Here is a 22,290-nt window from a genome sequence, read left to right as displayed (position 1 = left end):
AATGAGAGAATCGATCGACATGAGTGATGTGCGCAGCGCCCGACCCGAGGCGCGACCGGGCCGAAGGATGAGCGGCATCGGCCGTGTGCTCGTCGCCGTCTACGGGGTGCTCGCGCTCGCGGCGACCGGCCGATCGTTCGTGCAGATCGCCTCGAAGCTCGACGAGGCGCCGCTCGCCTACACCCTCTCGGCCCTCGCCGCGGTCGTGTACATCGTCGCGACCATCGCGCTCGTGCGCCCCGGCGTCGTCTGGTACCGCATCGCGTGGGCGACGATCGTGTTCGAGTTCACCGGTGTCATCGTGATCGGCGCCCTCAGCATCGCCTTCCCCGAGTTGTTCCCGCACGACACGGTGTGGTCTCGATTCGGTGCCGGGTACCTGTTCATTCCGCTCGTGCTGCCGGTGCTCGGCATGTGGTGGCTCGCCAGGCACCGCCCGAGCGGTGCCCCGGCTTCGAGAGCGGATGTCTCGTGAAGACCTTCAAAGGGCTCGCCGGCGTGCCGGCCGGCATCGGACCCTCGGTCGTGACGATCGGCAAGTTCGACGGCGTGCACCAGGGCCACCGCGCGGTCATCGAGCGTGCCCGCGGCATCGCCGAGGAGCGCGGTCTCGCGACCGTCGTCGTCACCTTCGACCGCAACCCGCTCGCGCTGCTCGCACCCGACAAGTGCCCCGAGTCGCTCGTGAGCGTGCGTCAGAAGCTCGAGCTGCTCGCCACGACGGGGGTCGACGCCACACTGCTGCTGCCCTTCGACCGTGCCCTCGCCTCGGTGCCGGCGACCGAATTCGTCGAGCGCGTGCTGGTCGACGCGCTCGACGCCAAGGCCGTGCTGGTCGGCAGCGACTTCCGCTACGGCGCGCGGGGTGCGGGCGACGTGCCCCTGCTCATCGAACTCGGCGCCAAGTTCGGGTTCACGGTCGACGTCATCGACGATGTGCGGCCCGAGGGCGAGCGACGGGTCTCGTCGACCTGGATCCGCGAGCTGCTCGCCGAGGGCGACGTGCGCCGGGCGACCGAACTGCTCGGCCACACGCCGACGGTCACGGGCATCGTCGTGCACGGCGCCGCCCGCGGCCGCGAGCTGGGGTTTCCAACGGCGAACCTCTCGCCCGAGTCGGAGGGCCTCATCCCCGCCGACGGCGTGTACGCGGGCTGGCTGACCGACGCCGGCACCCGCTACCCGGCGGCGATCTCGGTCGGCGACAACCCGACCTTCGAGGGCGTCGCCAAGAAGCAGGTCGAGGCCTACGTGCTCGACCGCGAACTCGACCTCTACGACCACCTCGTCGACGTCGAATTCGTCGAGCGCATCCGCGGCATGGTGGCGTTCACGAGCATCGAGGCGCTCGTCGACACCATTCGCGACGACGTCGAGCGTTCGCGCGTCATCCTCGCCGGCTGAGCGGCGCCCGCCCGCCTCTAGACTCGAGGGGATGACCTCGCTCCCGCCCCGACCGCTCTGGGCGGGTCGCACCCTGGCCCTCGTGGGCATCGTGCTCGTGGCGTTCAACCTCCGCACCGCGGTGGCATCGCTCTCGCCGATCCTGCACCAGCTCGAGGTCGAGGTGCCGCTCGCACCCGTGATCGTGGGCTTCCTCGGCATGCTGCCGCCACTCTGCTACGCGCTGTTCGGCATCCTGACGCCCATGGTCGCGAAGCGGCTGGGGCTCGAGCTGACGCTCGTCATCGCGCTCGTGGTGCTCTCGCTCGGCCTCGCCGGTCGCGGCCTCGCCGGTTCGGCGCTGTGGCTCGTCGCCGCCTCGGCCGTGACGTTCGCGGCGATCGGCGTCGGCAACGTGCTGCTGCCGCCGCTCGTGAAGCGCTACTTCCCCGACCGCATCGGCCTTCTCACGACGATCTACGTGACCGCGATGTCGATCAGCACGTTCGTGCCGCCGCTCGTCGCCGTGCCGGTGGCGGATGCCGCGGGCTGGCGGGTCTCGCTCGGCGAGTGGGCCTTCGTCGCGGCGGTCTCGCTCGTGCCGTGGATCGCGATGCTGCTGCACCCGAAGCGCCGCGCCCCCGAGGTGCTGCCCGAAGAGGCCGATCCCGGGCTGCTCCGGTATTCGCTCCGCTCCCCGCTCGCCTGGTCGCTCACGATCGTCTTCGCCGTGTCGGGGTTCAACGCGTACGCGGCGTTCGCCTGGCTGCCGACGATCCTGCGCGACATCGCGGGCGTCTCACCCGCCCAGGCCGGCGCGCTGCTCTCGCTCTACGCGGCCATGGGTCTGCCGGCCGGGCTCCTCGTGCCGCTCATCGCCGCGCGCTACGGCAAGGTCGGGCTGCTCGTCGCCGTCGCGGTGGCGACCCTCGTGGCGGGCTACCTCGGCCTGCTGCTCGTGCCCACCTGGGCGACCTGGCTCTGGGTGGCCCTGGCCGGCATCGGCCCGCTGCTCTTCCCGCTCGCACTCGTGCTCATCAACCTGCGCACGCGAACGCATGCGGGCGCGGTCGCGCTTTCGGGTTTCGTGCAGTCGGGCGGGTACCTGATCGTCGCGATCGGTCCGCTCGTCGTCGGGCTGCTGCACCAGTGGACGGGCGGATGGACCTGGCCGCTGGTCTTCCTGCTCGCCTCGGCGGTGCCCGCCGCAGTCGGCGGTGGGGTCGTCGCACGTGCGCGCTACCTCGAAGACGAGCGAGGCGCCTGACGGGTGCTTGCGCGCGCGGCATCCGTCGGCCTTCTGCTCATCTGAGCACGTCGACCTGCGAGTGTTGCCGATGCGCACTCGGCTGCCTACGCTGGAGGGTGACCGGGGAGGCGCATGGACGAGATCGACGAATTGCTCTCGATCAGGGCTGCCGAGCTCTACTACGAGGAGAACAAGACCCAAGACGAGATCGGGCAGGCACTGCGCCTGACCCGGTGGAAGGTCGGCCGGCTCCTCGCACAGGCGAAGCAGCGCGGGTTCATCCGCATCGAGATCCTGCATCCGCGGGCCAGGCGCCTGCCGATCGAGCGGCGCCTGCGCGACGAGCGCGGCCTCGACGACGCGATCGTCGTCTCGACGGCCGGCGTGACCTCGCCCGAAGAGCTGCAGGCGCGCACCGCGCAGGCCGCCGCCGACTACCTCACCGCGCTGCGGCCCGTGCCGCGCACGCTCGGCGTCAGCTGGGGGCGCACCCTCTTCGAGATCTCGCAGCACCTGCGCCAGGGCTGGGCCACGGGCGTCAACGTCGTGCAGATCAACGGCGGCGTGAGCCTCAACCGCCGGCCAGGCACTGCGGCGGCGACCGCCGTCGGCATCGCCCAGAAGGGCGGTGGCAGTGCCACGCTGCTGCCCAGCCCCGCGATCCTCGAACGGCTCGAGACGAAGGAGGCGATCGAGTCCGACCGGGTCGTCGCCGGCGTCATCGAACTCGCGCGCTCTGCCGACGCCTACCTGTTCAGCGCCGGCGCGGCCGACCACTCCTCGGTGCACGTCGAGAGCGGGTACCTCTCGGCGCCCGACGTCGACCTGCTCGTGCAGAAGGGCGCCGTCGGCGACGTCGTGGGTCGCTACATCGACTCCGACGGCAACATCGTCGACCCGGCGCTCGACGCCCGCACCGTGGGGCTCACGCTCGACGAGCTGCGCCGTGCCCAGCTCGCGATCGCCGTCGTCTCGGGGCCGGGCAAGCACGCCGTCGCCGATGCGGTCGTGCGCAGCCGGCTCTGCTCGGTGCTCGTCACCGACGAGGCCACCGCCATCCACCTGCTCGACGGCTGACGCCGAGCACCAGCTCCCGTCGTCACCGCACCACTCACGAAAGCCAGGTCTTCTCTCATGTCAGGCACCTCACTCGTCACCGCCCGCGAGCGGGCCGTCGCCGTGCTCGGCGGCGAGCCCGATGATGCGACCCTGCGCCGATACCTGCACGGCATCGCCGGCGTCGATGCCGTCGGCCTCGAGCAACGCGCCGCGGCGCTCGGCACCCGTTCGATCAAGACGAGCTCCAAGAAGTGGGCGCTCGACCGCATCATCTCGCTCATCGACCTCACGACCCTCGAGGGCGCCGACACCCCCGGCAAGGTGCGATCGCTCGTGGCGAAGGCCGTCAGTCCCGACCCGTCCGACGCCACCACGCCCCGCGTCGCGGCGGTCTGCGTGTACGGCGACATGGTGCCCTACGCGGTCGAGGCGCTCGGCGGCGCCCACGGCGACCCCGACGACGGCCTGATCGCGGTCGCCGCCGTGGCCACGGCGTTCCCGAGCGGGCGCGCCTCGCTCGACATCAAGCTCGCCGACACCGCCGAGGCCGTCGCAGCGGGGGCCGACGAGATCGACATGGTCATCGACCGCGGCGCGTTCCTCGCAGGGCGCTACGGCCTCGTCTTCGACCAGATCGCGGCTGTGAAGGCGGCCTGCGCCCGGCCCGACGGCACGAGCGCGAGCCTCAAGGTGATCCTCGAGACCGGCGAACTCGTCACCTACGACAACGTGCGCCGCGCATCGTGGCTCTCGATCCTCGCGGGCGGCGACTTCATCAAGACCTCCACCGGCAAGGTGGCGCCCGCGGCGACGCTGCCCGTCACGCTGCTCATGCTCGAGGTCGTGCGCGACTGGCACCTCGCGACGGGCCAGCGCATCGGCGTGAAGCCGGCCGGCGGCATCCGCGCGTCGAAAGACGCCATCAAGTACCTCGTGACGGTCGCCGAGACCGTCGGCGAAGACTGGCTGCAGCCCCACCTCTTCCGCTTCGGCGCCTCGAGCCTCTTGAACGACGTGCTGCTGCAGCGGCAGAAGATCGCGACCGGGCACTACTCGGGCGCCGACTACGTGACGATCGACTGACTGTTCGATACCGTCCTGGCGATGCGGCCCTGGTGGGCCTACTCGATCACCGAACCACCCACATCCGAATGATCCTCGAACCGAAAGGTTCCGCACCATGAGCTTCCTCGACTACGCACCAGCCCCCGAGTCGCGCGCGATCCTCTCGCTCCGCGACAGCTACGGCCTCTTCATCGACGGCGAGTTCGTCGACGGCCGCGGCGAGCCCTTCCAGACCATCAGCCCGGCGACCGAAGAGCGCATCGCGATGATCGCCAATGCGAACGCCGACGACGTCGACGCCGCAGTGGCGGCCGCCCGCCGCGCCTACGACCGCACCTGGTCGAAGATGAGCGGGCGCGACCGCGGCAAGTACCTCTTCCGCATCGCCCGACTCGTGCAGGAGCGGGCGCGCGAGCTCGCCGTCGCCGAGTCGCTCGACAACGGCAAGCCCATCAAGGAGTCGCGCGACGTCGATGTGCCCCTCGTCGCCGCCTGGTTCTTCTACTACGCGGGCTGGGCCGACAAGCTCGATCACGCGGGCCTCGGTGCGAATCCCCGTTCGCTCGGCGTCGCCGCGCAGGTCATCCCGTGGAACTTCCCGCTGCTCATGCTCGCGTGGAAGATCGCCCCGGCGCTCGCCGCAGGCAACACGGTGGTGCTGAAGCCCGCCGAGACGACACCGCTCACAGCCCTCATCTTCGCCGAGATCCTGCAGCAGGCCGAGCTGCCCGCCGGCGTCGTGAACATCATCACGGGCGCGGGCGACACCGGCGCCGCGCTCGTCTCGCACGAGGGCGTCGACAAGGTCGCCTTCACCGGATCGACCGGCGTCGGCCGCGCGATCGCCAAGCAGGTCGCCGGCACCGACAAGAAGGTGACGCTCGAGCTCGGCGGCAAGGCCGCGAACATCGTCTTCGACGACGCGCCCATCGACCAGGCCATCGAGGGCATCGTCAACGGCATCTTCTTCAACCAGGGACACGTCTGCTGCGCCGGTTCACGACTGCTCGTGCAGGAGAACATCCACGACGAGGTCGTCGAGCGACTGAAGCTGCGCCTCTCGACGCTGCGCCTCGGCGACCCGCTCGACAAGAACACCGACATCGGTGCGATCAACTCGAAGGAACAGCTCGAGCGCATCCGCACCCTCTCCGACATCGGCGTGGCCGAGGGCGCCGAGCGCTGGACCGCGCCCTGCGACATCCCCGAGAACGGCTTCTGGTTCGCGCCGACGATCTTCACGGGCGTGCAGACCTCGAGCCGCATCGCCCGCGAGGAGATCTTCGGACCGGTGCTGTCGGTGCTCACGTTCCGCACCCCGGCCGAGGCGATCGCGAAGGCCAACAACACGCCCTACGGACTCTCGGCGGGCATCTGGACCGACAAGGGCAGCCGCATCCTCGCGGTCGCGGACCAGCTGCGCGCCGGCGTGATCTGGGCGAACACCTTCAATCGATTCGACCCCTCGTCGCCGTTCGGCGGCTACAAGGAGTCGGGCTACGGCCGCGAGGGCGGCCGCCACGGCCTCGCCGCCTACCTCGCACCCGCCCCGATCGGGCAGGCGTCGATCACCGGTGGTCGAGGGGGCGCGCAGCGCCGTATCGAGACCTCAGACACTGCGAAGGGTGATCTCGATACGGCTGCTTCGCGGCCTACTCGATCACCGAAGGTTCGAACGCCCAAGACCGCCACGAAGGGATCGAAGCGATGAGCCGCCTCGCCGTGCCGAAGACCTACAAGCTCTACATCGGGGGAGCGTTCCCGCGCAGCGAGTCGGGCCGCACCTACGAGGTGCTCGCCGCCGACGGCTCGTTCCTCGCGAACGCCGCGCTGGCCTCCCGCAAAGACGCCCGCGATGCGGTCGTCGCCGCGCGCTCGTCGGTCGCGGGCTGGTCGGGCGCCACCGCGTACAACCGCGGTCAGGTGCTCTACCGCATCGCGGAGCTGCTCGAGGGGCGCCGTGCGCAGTTCGTCGCCGAGATCGAGGAGGCCGAGGGGGTCACGCGCGCCGCGGCATCCGCTCAGGTCGACGAGGCCATCGACCGCTGGGTCTGGTACGCGGGCTGGGCGGACAAGTTCGCCCAGGTCACCGGCAACGCGAACCCGGTCGCGGGCCCGTACTTCAACATCTCGGTGCCCGAACCGACCGGCGTCGTCGCGATCATCGTGCCGCAGGACACCTCGCTGCTCGGCTTCGTCTCTGCCGTCGCACCGGCGCTCGTGGCCGGCAACGCGGTCGTCGCGGTCGCGAGCCAGCGGTTCCCGCTGTCGGCGATCAGCCTCGCCGAGGTGCTCGCGACGAGCGATGTGCCCAAGGGCGTCGTCAACGTGCTCACCGGCTCGCCCGCCGAGATCGCGCCGTGGCTCGCGAGCCACGCCGACGTCAACGCGATCGACCTCGTGGGCGCCGGCGGCCTCGACTGGATCTCGCTCGAGGTCGACGCGGCCGACACGTTGAAGCGGGTGCTGCGCCCTGAATCCGGTGCGGATGCCGCGGCGCCCGCGCTCGGCCGCATCGCGGCGTTCACCGAGACCAAGACGGTCTGGCACACGAAGAGCCTGCGATAGGAGCGAGGTGTCCGGACGGGGCGGTGCATCGGACGAGCAGGGCCGACTCGCGACCGACCCCTTCGAGTACCGCATCACGAAGCAGGGCGGCGTGATCGTCTCGCGCGGCGGTCGGGCGGTGATGACCGTCGGCGGGCGCGATGCCGCACGTCTCGTGGCCTCGCTGCAGCGCGCCGACGAGACGCAGGTGCAGCACCTGCTGGCGCGGGCGAGCGGCAACTACCGTCGGGGCAACGAGCGGGCGTGAGCGTGCCCGGCGGGCTCGGCCGCGCCGATCACGTCGGCATGGCGTAGCCTCGGAAGCAGGCCGCCGCACGTGCGGCCGGTGATTCGACGGCGACCAGTTCATCGCGGATTCCTCTGAGCGAATCCGTCGAGTGCTGTGCACCGGCGGGAGACAGGACATCCGCCATGGCCGACTCGACCTCTCAACTGCTGCGGCTCGGAGTGCTCGCGCACTCGCGGAAGCCCGACGAGCGACGGTTGCCGCTGCATCCATCGCACCTGGAACGCATCGATGGCGACCTTCGCGAGCGCATGATGCTCGAGCACGGCTACGGTGAGCGCTTCGGCATGTCCGACGCGGCCCTGGCCCCGTTCGTCGGCGCCTTCGGCACCCGCGGAGAGATCATCGCCCAGTGCGACATCGTGCTGCTGCCGAAGCCGCAGGCCGCGGATCTCGAGGACCTGCGCGACGGCCAGGTGCTCTGGGGCTGGCCGCATTGCGTGCAGGACCGGGAGATGACCCAGTTCGCCATCGACAAGCGGCTCACGCTCATCGCGTGGGAGGCCATGAATCACTGGACCGAGAGCGGCGGCTTCGGTCTGCACGTGTTCCACAAGAACAACGAACTCGCCGGGTACTGCTCGGTGCTCCACGCGCTGCAGCTGTGCGGGTCGACCGGTGACTACGGACGGCGTCTGAGCGCGGTCGTCATCGGGTTCGGGGCGACCGCGAGGGGGGCCGTGACGGCGTTGAACGCACACGGCATCCACGATGTGCGGGTGCTCACGAATCGCGAGACCGCGGCCGTGGGGTCGCCGATCCCCTCGGTGGACATCATCCAGTTCGAGCACAACCCCGAGGCGCCGTTCGAGAGCACGGTCAACACCGACGACGGGCCGGTCGCGCTCGCCCCGTTCCTCGCCGAGCGCGACATCGTGGTGAACTGCACGCTGCAGGATCCGAACTCGCCGCTCACCTACCTGCGCACCGCGGACCTCGGCATCTTCCGGCCGGGCAGCCTCATCGTCGACGTGTCGGTCGACGCCGGCATGGGGTTCGAGTGGGCCCGCCCCACGTCGTTCTCGGACCCCATGTTCACCGTGGGGGAGTCGACGAACTACTACGCCGTCGATCACAGCCCGTCATACCTGTGGAATTCGTCCACGTGGGAGATCAGCGAGGCGCTCATGCCGTTCCTGCGAACGGTGATGGAGGGTCCTGACTCCTGGGCGGCGTCGGAGACGATCGATCGAGCGACAGAGATCGCGGGCGGCCGCATCCGCAACCCCGCCATCCTCGAGTTCCAGGGTCGATCGGCGGAGTATCCGCACCTCCCGATCGTGTGAGCGCCACGTACGACCCGCATTCGGGAGGTAACGAAACGGTAACGGTGTTGCTAGAGTGACCTGCACCGATCGCGCAACGGCGCGCGAGCGGTGGAAAGGCCCGAACCCGTGTACCACCCCCTCACCCCGCCACCCCGAGCAGCGCGAATCGGCCTGGCGAGCCTCGCCGTCGCGGTGCTCTCCGGCCTCCTCCTCTTCGCGCAGGTGCCGCCGACCGTCTACGCGATCGACGTCTTCGGCGCCCTGCGCGAGCCCGGGGAACCGGCGTTCACGGTCGGGCATCGCGGCGATCGCGCCGCGGCCCCCGAGAACACGATGCCCTCGCTGGAACTGGCGATGGACGAGCTCGCGTTCGTCGAGACCGACGTGCAGCTCACGAGCGACGGCGTGCCCGTGCTCTTCCACGACACCACGCTCGAACGCATCACCGGCGACCCGTGGTCGATCGGCGAACTCGACGCCGACACCGTCGGCCGGATCGATGCCGGCGCCTGGTACGGCGCGGAGTTCGCCGGCACTCCGATCCCGACGCTCGACGAGTTTCTCGAGGCGCTCGCCGAACGCCGCGACGCGCGGGCGCTGATCGAGCTGAAGGCCGACTGGGGCGACGACGGCATCCGCGCCGTGACCGGACTCATCGAGCAGCACGGCCTGCGGGGTCGGGTGGTGCTGCAGAGCTTCAGCCTGGAGACCCTATTCGCTCTGCAGCGGGTCGCGCCGACGATTCCCCGCATCCTGCTGATCAGGGAGCTCCCGGCGAACCCGGTGCCGATGGCCGAGCGGCTCGGAGTCATCGGGTTCGGCACCACCGTGACCTCGGTCACCGCGCAGCCCGACGCCCTCGTCGCGCTGCACGAGATCGGCGTCGCCGTGCTCTGCTACACGCTCAACAGCCACGAGCACTGGGAGGAGGTGAGCGCGCTCGGCGTCGACGGCATCATCACCGACGAGCCGAGCGAGCTCGACGACTGGCTCGCGGTGACCGCGCCCGGCACGTGATGAGCGCGGTCTGCGGGTCGGGTTCCCGCTCGGACTCGACCTGCTGCACGGTGATGTCGCCCGTGACCGGCTCGATGCGCGGCATCCGCTCGCCTACCCCCTGTTGTTCGAGAGCTCGAAGATGCGCACGAGTTCGGCCACGGCTGCCTCGCGCTGCTCGCCTCCGGCGTCGTACATCTCGGTCACGTGCGTGCGCAGGTGGTTCTCGACGAGAAGCTTGTTGAGCGAGCCGAGCGACTTCTGCACGGCGAGCGAGAGCGTGATGATGTCGACGCAGTAGTCGTCGTTCTCGATCATCTTCTCGATGCCGCGCAATTGGCCCTCGATGATCTTCGTGCGGTGCAGTGCGCGCTTCTTGATGTCCTCGATCACGTGAACAGGATACCCCGTTTGCACCAGATACCCCTAGGGGGTACTGTTGGGATCGGAATTCGACCAAGGAGACACGCATGACCCTGCAGGACGACACCCGCACGATCGACCTCGGCATCGAGGGCATGACGTGCGCGAGTTGCGTCTCACGGGTCGAGAAGCGCCTCGGGCGCCTCGACGGCGTCGAGGCCGAGGTGAATCTCGCGACCGAGAAGGCGCGCGTGCGGTTCCCGGCGTCGACCTCGATCGACGATCTCGTCGAGGCCGTGCGTCAGGCCGGCTACACCGCCCACGTGCCTCCGGCGCCGCCCGCGCCCCTCGCGTCGCCGCCCGCACCCGCGCCCGTCAGCGGATCTGCGACCCGCCACGCCGCGCTTCAGCTGCCGGTCCACGGGGTGTCGGATCGCAGTTCCGCCGCGGTGTCGGGCGGGGCGAGCGAGCCGAGCGGTTCGGGGGAGGCGGGGGAGGAGGCTCGCCCGACCTCGGGGGGCGCGGGCGCCGCGGCATCCGACCCGCTGTTCATGCGTTTCGTGGTCTCGGCCGTGCTGACCGTGCCGGTCGTCGTGCTGGCCATGGTGCCCGCGCTGCAGTTCACCAACTGGCAGTGGTTCTCGCTCGTGCTCGCCGCGCCGGTCGTGGTGTGGGGCGGCTGGCCGTTCCACCGCGCGGCCGCGGTGAACCTGCGTCACGGCGCCCTCACGATGGACACCCTCGTCTCGCTCGGCACGCTCACCGCCTTCGCGTGGTCGCTGTGGTCGCTCTTCTTCGGGCACGCCGGCATGCCGGGCATGACCCACGAGTGGAGCTTCGGCGTGCGCGGCACGCCCGGCGGCGACATCTACCTCGAGGTCGCGGCGGGTGTCATCACGATCCTGCTGCTCGGTCGCGTGCTCGAGGCGCGGTCGAAGCGGCGCGCGGGTCAGTCGCTGCGCACCCTGCTCGAACTCGCGCCGCGCGAGGTGTCGGTGCTGCGCGCCGACCACGGCGGCGCGGTCGGCGAACGCGAAGAACGCGTGCCGATCGCGGCGCTGCGCCCCGGCGACCTGTTCGTCGTACGGCCGGGCGAGCGGGTGGCGGCCGACGGCGTCGTCGTGCGCGGCGAGGCCGGTGTCGACGAGAGCATGCTGACCGGCGAGCCCGCCCCCGTCGACGTCGCCGCCGGCAGCACGGTCACGGCCGCGACGATCGTGCACGGCGGCAGCCTCGTCGTCGCGGCCGAGCGCGTCGGCGCCGACACGAGGCTCGCCCAGATCGCCCGTCTCGTGGAAGACGCGCAGCTCGGCAAGTCCAAGGCGCAGCGCCTCGCCGACCGCATCTCGGCGGTGTTCGTGCCCATCGTGATCGCCATCGCCCTCGTGACGGCGATCGTGTGGATCGCGACCGGCAGCCCCGTCGACCAGGCGATCACGGCCGCGGTCGCGGTGCTCGTCATCGCCTGCCCGTGCGCCCTCGGCCTCGCCACGCCGGTCGCGATCCTCGTCGGCACCGGGCGCGGCGCCGAACGCGGCATCCTCATCACCGGCCCCGAGGCGCTCGATCGCGCCGGCGACGTCGACACGATCCTGCTCGACAAGACCGGCACACTGACGACCGGCCGCATGAGCCTCACGGGCGTGACCACCGCCGACGGACCCGCAGGGTCGGCCGGCGCGGTCGCGCTCGACCTCGCCGCGGCACTCGAGCACGGCTCCGAGCACCCGATCGCCCGCGCGATCGTCGAGGGGGCGGATGCCTCGGGCTCGGCGTGGCGCGCCGCACACGTGACCGGGTTCCGGGCCCATGCGGGCCTCGGGGTGACGGGCACGGTCGACGGCGTCGACATCGCGGTGGGCAGGCCGGCCTTCGTGGTCGGGCTCGGGTACGCGTGGTCGCCCGCCCTCGAGGCCCGCGCCGCGGCATCCGACGACACGCTCGTGGCGGTCGGCCGGGCGGGCGAGGTGCAGGCGCTCATCGAAGTCGGCGACCGCGTGCGCGACGGCGCCCGCGAGGCGGTCGACCGCCTCCGCGGCCTCGGGCTGCGCCCGGCGCTCGTGACGGGCGACGCCGAGCGGCCGGCGGCCCGGGTCGCCGCGGTCCTCGGCATCGACGAGGTGCACGCGGGGGTCAGCCCCGAGGGAAAGCTCGAGATCGTGCGTCGCGAGCAAGCGGGCGGCCACCGCGTCGCGATGGTCGGCGACGGCGTGAACGACGCGGCGGCCCTCGCCGCTGCCGATCTCGGCATCGCGATGGGCGGCGGAACCGATGCCGCGGCGTCGGCGAGCGACCTCGCGCTCACGCGCGACGAGCCGGGCGCGATCGCCGATGCGATCTCGCTCGCCCGGGCGACGCTCGGCACGATCAAGGGCAACCTGTTCTGGGCGTTCGCCTACAACGTGGCGGCGATCCCGCTCGCGGCGGCGGGGTTCCTGAATCCGATGATCGCGGGGGCCGCGATGGCGTTCTCGAGCGTGTTCGTGGTGCTCAACAGCCTGCGCCTGCGTCGCGCGTGACGGGTGGGCGCTCGAGAGCGCCCGAGAACCCGTGCCCGAGCGCCGAGGCCCGCTAGCGTAGGGGCATGCGCCCATCCCGAACCGCATCCGTCGTCGCCGGTGTGCTCGCCGCAGCCCTCGCGCTCGCCGGCGCATTGCCGGCCGCGGCCGTCGGCGAGACCGGCGTCGACGACTTCACCTTCGACTCGTTCGACGCCGTCTACGAGCTCTCGCGCGACGAGGGCGGCCACTCGGTGCTCGACACGACCGAGACGATCGTCGCCCGGTTCCCCGAGTTCGATCAGAACCGCGGCATCCGTCGTGCGATCCCGAGCTCGTACCGCGGGCATCCCACCGACATCGAGCAGATCACGGTGACCGACGCCGCCGGCACGCCTCGCCCGTTCGAGGTCGAAGAGAGCGACGATGACGACGACGAGGAGTTCGTCTTCATCACGATCCGCGCCGACGACTACGTGCACGGCGAGCAGAGCTACGTCATCGGCTACCGCCAGCACAACGTCACGCTGCAGCCCGACGACGCGAACGTCGACGAGTTCTACTGGGACGTGAACGGCACTGGGTGGGCGCAGCCCTTCGGCAGGGTGAGCGCCGAGCTGCACCTGAGCGACGACGTCGCGGGCGCGCTCACGGGCGAGGCGGCCTGCTATCGGGGCTACGGCGGTTCGAACACCCCGTGCGACTCGCTCGAGCAGGGGCAGCAGCAGCCGACCGTCATCACGGCCGAGGCACTCGACCTCGGCCCCTACGAGAACCTCACCCTCGCCGTGGCGTTCGCCGAAGGCACCTTCGTGCCGCGCGACGAGGCGTTCGGTTCGTCGCCCGCGGCGATCGCGGGCGCCATCGCCGCCGGGCTCGCCGCGCTCGTCGCCGCGGCGGCCGTGTTCCTGCGCAGCACCCGCTGGCGCAATCATCCGGGGCGCGGCACGATCATCGCCGAGTACGAGCCGCCCGCGGGAGTGTCGACGCTGGTCGCGGCCGAGCTCGTCGGCGCACCCGAGAAGGGCGTCACGGCGACGATCCTCGAGCGCGCGGTCGCGGGCGAGCTTCGCATCGTCGAATCGGGCGCGAAGAAGTACGCCGTCGAGTTCGTCGGTGCCGGCGGCCCCGGCGACGCCGACGCCCGGTCCGTCGTCGCAGCGCTCTTCGACCGCCCGCACCCGGGTGAGCGGCGAGAGCTCGCGCAAGACGTGCGCCTCGGTCGGCAGCTCCTGGCACTGCGCTCGGGAGTGGCGAAGGAGGTCATGTCGCAGGGGCTGCGCTGGAGCCCCGGCACCGGACTCCGCGTGCTGCTGGCCGTCGCCGCCGTGATCGCCGCGGCGATCTCGCTCGTGCTCGGCATCGTCGCCCTCGACGATCAGATGGGCGGTGTCTGGCCGGCCGTGTGCTTCATGGTCGCGATCATCGCGGCCGTCTTGACGCTCGTCGTCGTCGTCGGCGTGCGCCCGCTCACCGAGCAGGGCCGTGCGATCCGCGACCACCTCGAGGGGCTGCGCCTGTACATCCGTCTCGCCGAGGCCGATCGGCTGCGAGTGCTGCAGAGTCCGAGCGGCGCGCTCCGGGTGCAGCGACCCGCGGTGCCGACCGCGGTGCCTTCGACGACGGATGCCGCGGCGCCCGCGGTCTCGGCCGTCGCCCTCGACCCGGTCACGGTGTTGAAGCTCAACGAGCGGCTGCTGCCGTATGCCGTGCTGTTCGGCCTCGAGCGCGAGTGGGGCAAGGTGCTCTCGGCGCTGCACGAACAGCTCGGCACCGAACCGTACTGGTACTCCGGGCGCGACGGGTTCAACGCCGGCCTGTTCGCTGCCGGCATCTCGTCGTTCTCCTCGGCCTCGAGCGCCTCGTGGTCGGGATCGAGCGGCAGTTCTTCGTCGGGCGGCTCGAGCGGCGGCGGATCCTCGGGCGGCGGAGGCGGCGGGGGAGGAGGCGGCGGGGTCTGATCCGCCGCGTCGAACCGCGCGCACCGCGCGGTTCAACGCGCGGTCGGCACGGCGCGGTCGACACCGCGTCGTCACCGCACGGTCGTCACCGCGCGGTCGTCACTCCGCGGCCGGAGCGTCGCGTTCGTCGGCGAGGTCGACATGACGTTCGGCGTCGACGCCGGGTAGCTCGTCGTCGAGGCTGTCGTCGATCGCCCGCTCGTCGTCGTCGGCCGCGTCGCCCGGTTCGTCGAACTCCGTGTCTTGCGACACCGTGAAGTCGTCATCGGGCGAGACGCCGTCGCCCGCACCTGCGAGACCGTCCATGAGGCAAGGGTAGGCCTGTCGCGCCGAACTTGCACGGGGTTGGCGCTAGACTGGCCCTGCGCACGGCGAATCCGTTCTACGTCCGACCGCGCGAGCTGGGTGTCGACGAGTGGGTGTCGACGTACCCGAGTTCGCGCGCTGCTCGGTTCGGGATTCGCGTATCGCGGTCACCGACCGGTTCGGTGCCGCCGAGCGGCCTCGAGCATCTTCGATGCCGAGGGGGGTGCCGGATTCGGCCCAGACACTGGAGGACCATTGGCCCAGACGAGGCAGCGGACGCGGACGCGGTCGCGCGACGACGACGCACCGATCATCCCCATTCTCGCGCGCAAGGTGCGCGAGGTGGAGCAGAAGGCGCAGAAGGGCAAGCTCGGCCCGACGAATCGCACGAAGTTCCAGGTGATCGCCCTGCTCATGCGCGAAGAGCGCGCACGGGTCAAGGCCGACGCCGAGGTGACGGATGCCGCGCGCGCCGAGCTGCTCAAGCGACTCGACGGCATTGCCCAGATCCTCGCGAAGACCGCGGCCCGCGACACGAGTCTCATCGCGCTGCTCGAGCCCGACGCCTCGATCTCGACGGTCGCGCAGCGGTTCCGCCGCGACTGGCTGCTCGAGTCGGGTGCCGAGCTCTCGCCCGACGAGCTCATCATCACCCGTGAACCCGTGGTCGCAGCTGCACCGGTGCTCAGCGAGAACCAGGTGATCCCGGCGTCGGTCCGCTCGCGGCAGCTCGCGAACCCGTTCCTGCCGCCCGATTTCTCGAAGCAGTCCGCACCCGTCGTGCCCGTGCGCCGGCTCGCCAACTGGGAGCTGCTCGGTCCGCTGTTCAAGTCGTTCGAGGTGGGCTCGGGCGGTCAGGCCGCCTCGATGGAGCTGCCCGAGGCGCCGAAGGTCGACCGGCTCTCGCCGCGCGGCCTCGAACTCATGAAGCACCAGGCGCGCTTCATCGAGAGCGCCCGCCAAGGCCACCGCACGTTCCTGCTCGCCGACGAGCCGGGCCTCGGCAAGACGGCGCAGTCGGTGCTCGCAGCATCCGTCTCGGGTGCCTACCCGCTGCTCGCGGTGGTGCCGAACGTCGTGAAGATGAACTGGGCGCGCGAGGTCGAGCGGTGGACCCCGCATCGCCGCGCGACCGTCATCCACGGCGACGGCGACACCCTCGATGCCTTCGCCGACGTCGTCGTCGTCAACTACGACGTGCTCGACCGGCACATGGCGTGGCTGTCGACCCTCGGCTTCAAGGGCATGGTCGTCGACGAGGCGCACTTCATCAAGAACCTGGCGTCGCAGCGCTCGAAGAACGTGCTCGCCCTGGCCGACCGCATCCGTCGTGCCGCGCCGGGCGGTGACCCCCTGCTGCTCGCCCTCACGGGCACGCCGCTCATCAACGACGTCGACGACTTCCGTGCGATCTGGAAGTTCCTCGGCTGGATCGAGGGCGACAAGCCCTCGCCCGAACTGCTCGGCAAGCTCGAAGAGACGGGGCTCACGCCCGCTGAGCCCGGCTTCTACAGTGCCGCACGACGCGCCGTGATCGACCTCGGCATCGTGCGCCGCCGCAAAGTGGATGTCGCGGCCGACCTGCCGGCCAAGCGCATCGCCGACCTGCCCGTCGAGCTCGACGACGAAATCGGCCGTTCGGTGCGCGCCGCCGAGCGCGAGCTCGGCAACCGACTCGCCGGGCGCTTCCGGGCACTCGTCGAAGCGCGCCACCTGCGCGTGGGCGACCTCGACGAAGACCAGCGCGACCAGTTCATCCGGGCCGTCGCGAGCGCCGAACTCGAAGAGTCGAAGGCGACGAAGTCGGGCGAGAACGTCTTCACGATGGTGCGCCGAATCGGTCAGGCGAAGGCAGGCCTCGCCGCCGACTACGCCGCCCAGCTCGCCCGCTCGGTCGGCAAGGTCGTGTTCTTCGCGAAGCACATCGACGTGATGGACCAGGCCGAGGCCGCCTTCGCCGCGCGAGAGCTGCGCACCGTATCGCTCCGCGGCGACCAGACCGCGCTGGCACGCCAGGCCGCGATCGACGCGTTCAACAACGATCCCGAGGTCGCCGTCGCCGTCTGCTCGCTCACCGCGGCGGGCGTCGGCGTGAACCTGCAGGCCGCATCGAACGTCGTGCTCGCCGAGCTCAGCTGGACGGCCGCCGAGCAGACGCAGGCGATCGACCGCGTGCACCGCATCGGTCAAGACGAGCCCGTCACCGCGTGGCGCATCATCGCCGCGCACACGATCGACGCGCGCATCGCCGAGCTCATCGACTCGAAGCAGGGGCTCGCCGCGCGTGCGCTCGACGGCAGCGATGTCGAGCCCGGCTCGGCCGACTCCGTGCAGATGGACGCGCTGCAGCACCTGCTGCGGCAGGCGCTCGACGGCGCGCTGTAGGCGGGGCGCGGCGCCGCCCGCCGGCGTCCGAACGGGAAGTCGAGGTTCGCTAGACTTCCCGGTGTCGCGCCCCGATGAAGCGGCTCCGGCGACGAAACCCAGAGCACTGCGTCTCAGCGAGCAACAAGGAGTCCCACGAGCATGAAGATCGGCATCCTGACATCGGGCGGCGACTGCCCCGGCCTCAACTCGGTCATCCGCGGAGCCGTGCTGAAGGGCGTCATCTCGCACGACACCGAGTTCGTCGGGTTCCGCTGGGGATGGAAGGGCGTCGTCGAGGCCGACATCGTACCGATCACGCGCCACGACGTGCGCGGCCTCGCCAAGCAGGGCGGCACGATCCTCGGCTCGAGCCGCACCAACCCCTTCGAGGGCGAGGGCGGCGGCCCCGAGAACATCCAGCGCATGCTCGACGAGCAGGGCATCGACGCGATCATCGCGATCGGCGGCGAGGGCACCCTGACCGCCGCCCGACGCCTGCACGACGAGGGCGGCATCAATGTCATCGGCGTGCCGAAGACGATCGACAACGACCTCGCCGCGACCGACTACTCCTTCGGCTTCGACACCGCCGTCGAGATCGCCACCGAGGCGATCGACCGCCTGCGCACGACGGCCGACTCGCACGGCCGCTGCATGGTGCTCGAGGTCATGGGCCGCCACGTCGGCTGGATCGCCCTGCACTCCGGCATGGCCGGCGGCGCGCACGCGATCCTCATCCCCGAGCAGCCGCAGTCGATCGAGCAGATCTGCGAGTGGGTCGAGTCGGTGCGCGACCGCGGGCGCGCACCGCTCGTCGTCGTCGCCGAGGGCTTCACGCTGCCGGGCATGAACGAGGCGCACTCGCACAAGGGCCTCGACGCCTTCAACCGCCCGCGACTCGGCGGCATCTCGGAGCAGCTCGCCCCCATGATCGAGGAGCGCACCGGCATCGAGTCGCGCGCCACCGTGCTCGGCCACATCCAGCGCGGCGGCGCGCCCTCGGCGTACGACCGCGTGCTCGCGACCCGACTCGGCATGGCCGCCGTCGACGCCGCCTACGACGAGGCGTGGGGTTCGATGGTCACGCTCCGGGGCACCGACATCCACACCGTCTCGATCGCCGAGGCGGTCGGCAGCCTCAACCGGGTGCCGCAGTCGCGGTACGACGAGGCGAAGATCCTCTTCGGCTGACCCTTCGACGAGCTCAGGGACCGGAAGCGAGGCCGCTGGATGCCGCTGCCCCAGGTGTGCGTCTGCTACCTCCTGCGCGAGCACGGAGGGCGCGTCGAGGTGCTCCTGGGGCGCAAGAAGCACGGCCTCGGCACGGGCTACTTCGTGGCGCCCGGCGGCAAGCTCGAACCGGGCGAGTCGGCGACGGATGCCGCGGTGCGCGAGATCTTCGAGGAGTCGGGCCTCGTCGTGGCCGCCGACGACCTCGAGCCACGCGGCATCCTGAGCTATCTCTTTCCGCACAAGCCGGCCTGGAGTCAGGAGTCGAACGTCTTCGTGTGCCGCCGGTGGGCGGGCGAGCCCGTGCCGTCGGACGAGCTCGACCCCGAGTGGTTCGACGTGCGCGAGATCCCGCTCGACGAGATGTGGGACGACGCGAGTCGCTGGCTGCCCGAAGTGCTCGCCGGAGGCTCGGTGCGGCGCACCTTCGTGTTCGGCGTCGACCTCGCTACGGTGGTGGAGGAGGCGGGTTCCGTCACGTAGTATCGATGGGTGCACGGCCGACTCGTTTCCGCAACGCACTCCCCCTGAACATCTGGTGAAATCCCTCCCGGGGCGTGGGTGCTCTCAGAGGCTGTATTCACGTACGAAAGGCGCCGGTGGATCTCACCCTCATCGTCGTGCTGGTCATCGCACTGGCGCTGTTCTTCGACTTCACCAACGGGTTCCACGACACCGCCAACGCGATGGCCACGCCCATCGCCACGGGTGCGCTGAAGCCCAAGGTCGCCGTCGGCCTCGCCGCGATCCTCAACCTCGTCGGCGCGTTCCTCTCGACCGAGGTGGCCAAGACCATCTCGGGCGGCATCATCAAAGAGGGCGACGGCGGCGTGCTCATCACGCCCGAGCTCATCTTCGCGGGCCTCATCGGCGCGATCGTGTGGAACATGATCACGTGGCTGCTCGGCCTGCCGTCGTCGTCGAGCCACGCGCTGTTCGGCGGCCTGATCGGCGCGGCGCTCGTCGGCTTCGGCGTCGGTGCGATCGACTTCTCGGTCGTGCTGTCCAAGGTCATCCTGCCGGCGCTCCTCGCACCGCTCACGGCCGGGCTCATCGCCTACACCGCGACCAAGCTCGCCTACGCGATCACCCGTCGTTACGACGGCAAGCCCGACGGACGCGACCGGTTCCGTCACGCGCAGATCTTCTCCTCCTCGCTCGTCGCCCTCGCCCACGGCACCAACGACGCGCAGAAGACGATGGGCGTCATCACGCTCACCCTCGTCGCGGCGGGCCTCCAGCCCGCCGGCGCCGAGGTGCAGCTCTGGGTCATCGTCACGTGCGCCATCGCGATCGCCCTCGGCACGTACATGGGCGGCTGGCGCATCATCAAGACCCTCGGCACCGGCCTCACCGACGTGAAGCCGGCGCAGGGCTTCGCGGCTGAGACCGCGACCGCCGCGACCATCCTCGCCTCGAGTCACGTCGGCTTCGCGCTCTCGACGACGCAGGTCGCCTCGGGCTCGGTCATCGGCTCGGGCATCGGGCGCCGCGGCTCGAAGGTGCGCTGGCGCACCGCCGGCCGCATCGGCGTCGGCTGGCTGCTCACGCTGCCCGCGGCCGGCGGCGTCGGCGCCCTCGCCGCGGTCGTGGCCCACCTCGGCGTCGTCGGCATCATCATCGACACGGTCGTCGGCGTCGGCGTCATCGCCGGCATCTTCCTCTGGTCGCGCCGCAACGAGGTCTCCCACCACAACGTGGTGAGCGAGGTCGCCCACTCGGGCCGTGCGGTGAAGATCAAGCGCAATCCGAAGCCGAAGAAGAAGGTGGCCTCGTGATCGACATGGGCGCGTTCCTCCTCGTCTTCGTCACCGCGATGATCGGCACCGTCGTCGTCGTCTCCGCATACTCGCTCGGCGTCAGGCTGCTCACGCTCTCGGGCCGCTCGCCCATCGTGACGCCCGCCGAGTTCACCGACGCGATCACCGTGGTGACGCCCGCCGAGATCCGCCAGGCTGAGAAGCGGGCGGCCAAGGCGGCCAAGAAGAGCCCGTTGAGCGAGAGGCAGAAGCGCCTCGCGTTCTTCGCGGCGGTGACGTGCTTCGTCGTCAGCGGCCTGGCCGTGATCTTCGGTCTCTACCTGATCGTGGGCGAGCACATCATCAAGCTGTTCACCTGAGCAGCTTCAGTCCACCCGTCGCGTCGCAGACGCGTCCCTCATCGAAGGTTCCCGGATGACCACTGAAACGACCCCCGACACCGCGCCCGAACCTGCTTCCGACGCGACGCCCGAGGCGGCCCCGCAGAGCGAGCGGCCGCGGCATCCCGTCGATCGCTTCTTCGAGATCACGAAGCGCGGCTCGACCGTCTCGAACGAGGTGCGCGGCGGCATCGTCACCTTCGTGACGATGGCCTACATCGTGATCCTCAACCCGATCATCCTGTCGTCGGGCGTCGACGTCGACGGCGACCAGCTCGGGTTCGCCCAGGTCTCGGCGGTCACGGGCCTGACCGCCGGCGTCATGACGATCCTCTTCGGCCTCGTCGCGCGCCTGCCCTTCGGCTTCGCCGCGGGCCTCGGCATCAACTCGTTCCTCGCGGTCTCGGTCGTCGGCCAGGTCACCTGGCCCGAGGCGATGGGCCTCGTGGTCGTCAACGGCCTCATCATCGTGCTGCTCGCCGCGACAGGCCTGCGCCGTCTCATCTTCGACGCCGTGCCGATTCAGCTGAAGCTCGCCATCACCGTCGGCATCGGCCTCTTCATCGCCTTCATCGGCTTCGTGAACGCCGGATTCGTGACCGCGACGGGTGCGTCGTCGCCGCCCGTCGGTCTCGGCGTCGCCGGTTCGGTCGCGACCGTGCCGACCATCGTGTTCATCTTCACCCTGCTGCTGACGGGCATCCTCGTCGCGCGCAAGGTGAAGGGCGGAATCCTCATCGGCCTCGTCTCGGGCACCGTGCTCGCGGTCGTCGTCGAGGCGATCTGGAACCTCGGGCCGATGTTCGCCGGCGACGAGTTCAATCCGGGCGGCTGGAGCCTCTCGGTGCCCGAGCTCACCGGCTCGATCGTTGGCGTGCCCGACCTCTCGCTCGTCGGCCAGGTCTCGTTCGGCAGCTTCGAGCGCATCGGCGTGCTCGCCGCCGTCATGCTCGTCTTCACCCTCGTCTTCACGAACTTCTTCGATGCGATGGGCACGATGACGGGCCTCTCGAAAGAGGCGAACCTCTCCGACGCGAAGGGCGACTTCCCGCGGCTGAAGTCGGCGCTCATCGTCGAGGGCGTCGGCGCCGTCGCGGGCGGTTACGCCTCGGCGTCGTCGAACACGGTCTTCATCGAATCGGGCGCCGGCATCGGCGAGGGCGCACGCACGGGCCTCGCGAACATCGTCACGGGCCTGCTCTTCCTCGTCGCGATGTTCTTCACGCCGCTCGTCTCGATCGTGCCGACCGAGGTCGCCTCGGCCGCCCTCGTGATCGTCGGTGCGCTCATGATGGCGCAGATCAAGCACATCGACTTCTCCGACTTCTCGGTGCTGCTGCCGGTGTTCCTCGCGGTCACCGTCATGCCGCTCACCTACTCGATCGCCAACGGCATCGGCGCGGGCTTCATCGCCTGGGTCGTCGTGCGCTCGCTGTCGGGCAAGGCCCGTGAGATCAGCCCGCTGCTCTGGATCGTCGCGGCCGGGTTCCTCATCTACTTCGCCCGCGGACCGGTCGAGGCGCTCTTCGCCTGAGTTGTCGCTGCGACATG

At 70.5% G+C, this 22,290-nt stretch carries 20 protein-coding genes; 18 read left to right on the top strand and 2 right to left on the bottom strand.

Annotated features, from left to right (window positions below; all coding sequences use genetic code 11):
* The first annotated feature begins 19 nt into the window (after positions 1 to 19).
* The 10 genes from ACWGST_RS09180 (at position 20) to ACWGST_RS09135 (ending at position 9,895) form a co-directional block, all read left to right on the top strand.
* The gene (locus ACWGST_RS09180; protein ID WP_452046350.1) at positions 20 to 475 is read left to right on the top strand and encodes a hypothetical protein; all 456 of its coding nucleotides are present in this window, start codon (positions 20 to 22) and stop codon (positions 473 to 475) included.
* Complete coding sequence (locus ACWGST_RS09175) at positions 472 to 1,404, top strand: bifunctional riboflavin kinase/FAD synthetase (RefSeq protein ID WP_452046349.1); 933 nt, start codon at positions 472 to 474, stop codon at positions 1,402 to 1,404. The genes ACWGST_RS09180 and ACWGST_RS09175 overlap by 4 nt, the downstream gene beginning before the upstream one ends.
* A 31-nt stretch (positions 1,405 to 1,435) precedes the next feature.
* Positions 1,436 to 2,650 (top strand): MFS transporter, encoded by a 1,215-nt coding sequence (locus ACWGST_RS09170; RefSeq protein ID WP_452046348.1) that lies wholly within the window; start codon positions 1,436 to 1,438, stop codon positions 2,648 to 2,650.
* A 114-nt stretch (positions 2,651 to 2,764) separates the two neighbouring features.
* A complete protein-coding gene (locus ACWGST_RS09165) occupies positions 2,765 to 3,709 on the top strand; it encodes a sugar-binding transcriptional regulator (protein WP_452046347.1) in 945 nt (314 codons plus the stop codon).
* A gap of 57 nt (positions 3,710 to 3,766) precedes the next feature.
* Positions 3,767 to 4,774, top strand: a complete 1,008-nt coding sequence (deoC, locus tag ACWGST_RS09160; RefSeq protein ID WP_452046346.1) for a deoxyribose-phosphate aldolase — start codon at positions 3,767 to 3,769, stop codon at positions 4,772 to 4,774.
* A 97-nt stretch (positions 4,775 to 4,871) separates the two neighbouring features.
* Positions 4,872 to 6,467 (top strand): aldehyde dehydrogenase family protein, encoded by a 1,596-nt coding sequence (locus ACWGST_RS09155; protein ID WP_452046345.1) that lies wholly within the window; start codon positions 4,872 to 4,874, stop codon positions 6,465 to 6,467.
* A complete protein-coding gene (locus tag ACWGST_RS09150; RefSeq protein ID WP_452046344.1) occupies positions 6,464 to 7,324 on the top strand; it encodes an aldehyde dehydrogenase family protein in 861 nt (286 codons plus the stop codon). Before ACWGST_RS09155 ends, ACWGST_RS09150 begins: the two co-directional genes overlap by 4 nt.
* Before the next feature lie 7 nt (positions 7,325 to 7,331).
* Positions 7,332 to 7,571 carry a hypothetical protein gene (locus ACWGST_RS09145; RefSeq protein WP_452046343.1) on the top strand — a complete coding sequence of 80 codons (240 nt, stop codon included), beginning with the start codon at positions 7,332 to 7,334 and terminating at the stop codon, positions 7,569 to 7,571.
* 164 nt (positions 7,572 to 7,735) lie between these two features.
* On the top strand, positions 7,736 to 8,896 hold the full coding sequence (locus ACWGST_RS09140; protein ID WP_452046342.1) for a N(5)-(carboxyethyl)ornithine synthase: 1,161 nt from the start codon (positions 7,736 to 7,738) through the stop codon (positions 8,894 to 8,896).
* Positions 8,897 to 9,004: 108 nt separating this feature from the next.
* On the top strand, positions 9,005 to 9,895 hold the full coding sequence (locus ACWGST_RS09135) for a glycerophosphodiester phosphodiesterase (RefSeq protein WP_452046341.1): 891 nt from the start codon (positions 9,005 to 9,007) through the stop codon (positions 9,893 to 9,895).
* Between the two features lie 93 nt (positions 9,896 to 9,988).
* Here ACWGST_RS09135 and ACWGST_RS09130 read toward each other — a convergent pair whose 3' ends face one another.
* Complete coding sequence (locus tag ACWGST_RS09130) at positions 9,989 to 10,267, bottom strand: metal-sensitive transcriptional regulator (RefSeq protein WP_452046340.1); 279 nt, start codon at positions 10,265 to 10,267, stop codon at positions 9,989 to 9,991.
* A gap of 77 nt (positions 10,268 to 10,344) precedes the next feature.
* Here ACWGST_RS09130 and ACWGST_RS09125 point away from each other — a divergent pair, with 77 nt between their 5' ends.
* Together ACWGST_RS09125 and ACWGST_RS09120 are read left to right on the top strand one after the other, a co-directional pair.
* Entirely contained in the window at positions 10,345 to 12,756 is a 2,412-nt protein-coding gene (locus tag ACWGST_RS09125; RefSeq protein ID WP_452046339.1) for a heavy metal translocating P-type ATPase, read from the top strand.
* A 65-nt stretch (positions 12,757 to 12,821) separates the two neighbouring features.
* Entirely contained in the window at positions 12,822 to 14,696 is a 1,875-nt protein-coding gene (locus ACWGST_RS09120; RefSeq protein ID WP_452046338.1) for a DUF2207 family protein, read from the top strand.
* A 99-nt stretch (positions 14,697 to 14,795) separates the two neighbouring features.
* Here ACWGST_RS09120 and ACWGST_RS09115 read toward each other — a convergent pair whose 3' ends face one another.
* Positions 14,796 to 15,002, bottom strand: coding sequence for a hypothetical protein (locus tag ACWGST_RS09115; RefSeq protein WP_452046337.1), 207 nt, complete (start codon positions 15,000 to 15,002; stop codon positions 14,796 to 14,798).
* A 255-nt stretch (positions 15,003 to 15,257) separates the two neighbouring features.
* Between ACWGST_RS09115 and ACWGST_RS09110 the strand changes: the two genes are divergently transcribed.
* The 6 genes from ACWGST_RS09110 (at position 15,258) to ACWGST_RS09085 (ending at position 22,273) form a co-directional block, all read left to right on the top strand.
* A complete protein-coding gene (locus tag ACWGST_RS09110) occupies positions 15,258 to 17,387 on the top strand; it encodes a DEAD/DEAH box helicase (protein WP_452046336.1) in 2,130 nt (709 codons plus the stop codon).
* Positions 17,388 to 17,528: 141 nt separating this feature from the next.
* Positions 17,529 to 18,560, top strand: a complete 1,032-nt coding sequence (locus tag ACWGST_RS09105; protein WP_452046335.1) for a 6-phosphofructokinase — start codon at positions 17,529 to 17,531, stop codon at positions 18,558 to 18,560.
* A gap of 39 nt (positions 18,561 to 18,599) precedes the next feature.
* Complete coding sequence (locus ACWGST_RS09100) at positions 18,600 to 19,082, top strand: 8-oxo-dGTP diphosphatase (protein WP_452046334.1); 483 nt, start codon at positions 18,600 to 18,602, stop codon at positions 19,080 to 19,082.
* A gap of 116 nt (positions 19,083 to 19,198) precedes the next feature.
* Positions 19,199 to 20,377: an anion permease gene (locus ACWGST_RS09095; protein WP_452046333.1), complete on the top strand. Its 1,179-nt coding sequence runs from the start codon at positions 19,199 to 19,201 to the stop codon at positions 20,375 to 20,377.
* 5 nt (positions 20,378 to 20,382) lie between these two features.
* Positions 20,383 to 20,718: a peptidase gene (locus ACWGST_RS09090; RefSeq protein WP_452046385.1), complete on the top strand. Its 336-nt coding sequence runs from the start codon at positions 20,383 to 20,385 to the stop codon at positions 20,716 to 20,718.
* Between the two features lie 55 nt (positions 20,719 to 20,773).
* The gene (locus tag ACWGST_RS09085; protein ID WP_452046332.1) at positions 20,774 to 22,273 is read left to right on the top strand and encodes an NCS2 family permease; all 1,500 of its coding nucleotides are present in this window, start codon (positions 20,774 to 20,776) and stop codon (positions 22,271 to 22,273) included.
* Positions 22,274 to 22,290: the final 17 nt, after the last annotated feature.

The sequence above is a fragment of the Agromyces sp. NPDC055520 genome (assembly GCF_053619715.1).
Note: the sequence above shows the minus strand (reverse complement) of the source record. Positions and strands in the feature narration are given on the sequence as shown.

Excerpts from the sequence above, each read along its gene's own strand:
- deoC (WP_452046346.1), top strand. The coding sequence starts at position 3,767 with ATGTCAGGCACCTCACTCGTCACCGCCCGCGAGCGGGCCGTCGCCGTG.
- ACWGST_RS09140 (WP_452046342.1), top strand. The coding sequence starts at position 7,736 with ATGGCCGACTCGACCTCTCAACTGCTGCGGCTCGGAGTGCTCGCGCAC.
- ACWGST_RS09100 (WP_452046334.1), top strand. The coding sequence starts at position 18,600 with ATGCCGCTGCCCCAGGTGTGCGTCTGCTACCTCCTGCGCGAGCACGGA.
- ACWGST_RS09170 (WP_452046348.1), top strand. The coding sequence starts at position 1,436 with ATGACCTCGCTCCCGCCCCGACCGCTCTGGGCGGGTCGCACCCTGGCC.
- ACWGST_RS09165 (WP_452046347.1), top strand. The coding sequence starts at position 2,765 with ATGGACGAGATCGACGAATTGCTCTCGATCAGGGCTGCCGAGCTCTAC.
- ACWGST_RS09105 (WP_452046335.1), top strand. The coding sequence starts at position 17,529 with ATGAAGATCGGCATCCTGACATCGGGCGGCGACTGCCCCGGCCTCAAC.
- ACWGST_RS09180 (WP_452046350.1), top strand. The coding sequence starts at position 20 with ATGAGTGATGTGCGCAGCGCCCGACCCGAGGCGCGACCGGGCCGAAGG.
- ACWGST_RS09155 (WP_452046345.1), top strand. The coding sequence starts at position 4,872 with ATGAGCTTCCTCGACTACGCACCAGCCCCCGAGTCGCGCGCGATCCTC.
- ACWGST_RS09120 (WP_452046338.1), top strand. The coding sequence starts at position 12,822 with ATGCGCCCATCCCGAACCGCATCCGTCGTCGCCGGTGTGCTCGCCGCA.
- ACWGST_RS09150 (WP_452046344.1), top strand. The coding sequence starts at position 6,464 with ATGAGCCGCCTCGCCGTGCCGAAGACCTACAAGCTCTACATCGGGGGA.
- ACWGST_RS09125 (WP_452046339.1), top strand. The coding sequence starts at position 10,345 with ATGACCCTGCAGGACGACACCCGCACGATCGACCTCGGCATCGAGGGC.
- ACWGST_RS09115 (WP_452046337.1), bottom strand. The coding sequence starts at position 15,002 with ATGGACGGTCTCGCAGGTGCGGGCGACGGCGTCTCGCCCGATGACGAC.
- ACWGST_RS09085 (WP_452046332.1), top strand. The coding sequence starts at position 20,774 with ATGACCACTGAAACGACCCCCGACACCGCGCCCGAACCTGCTTCCGAC.
- ACWGST_RS09090 (WP_452046385.1), top strand. The coding sequence starts at position 20,383 with ATGGGCGCGTTCCTCCTCGTCTTCGTCACCGCGATGATCGGCACCGTC.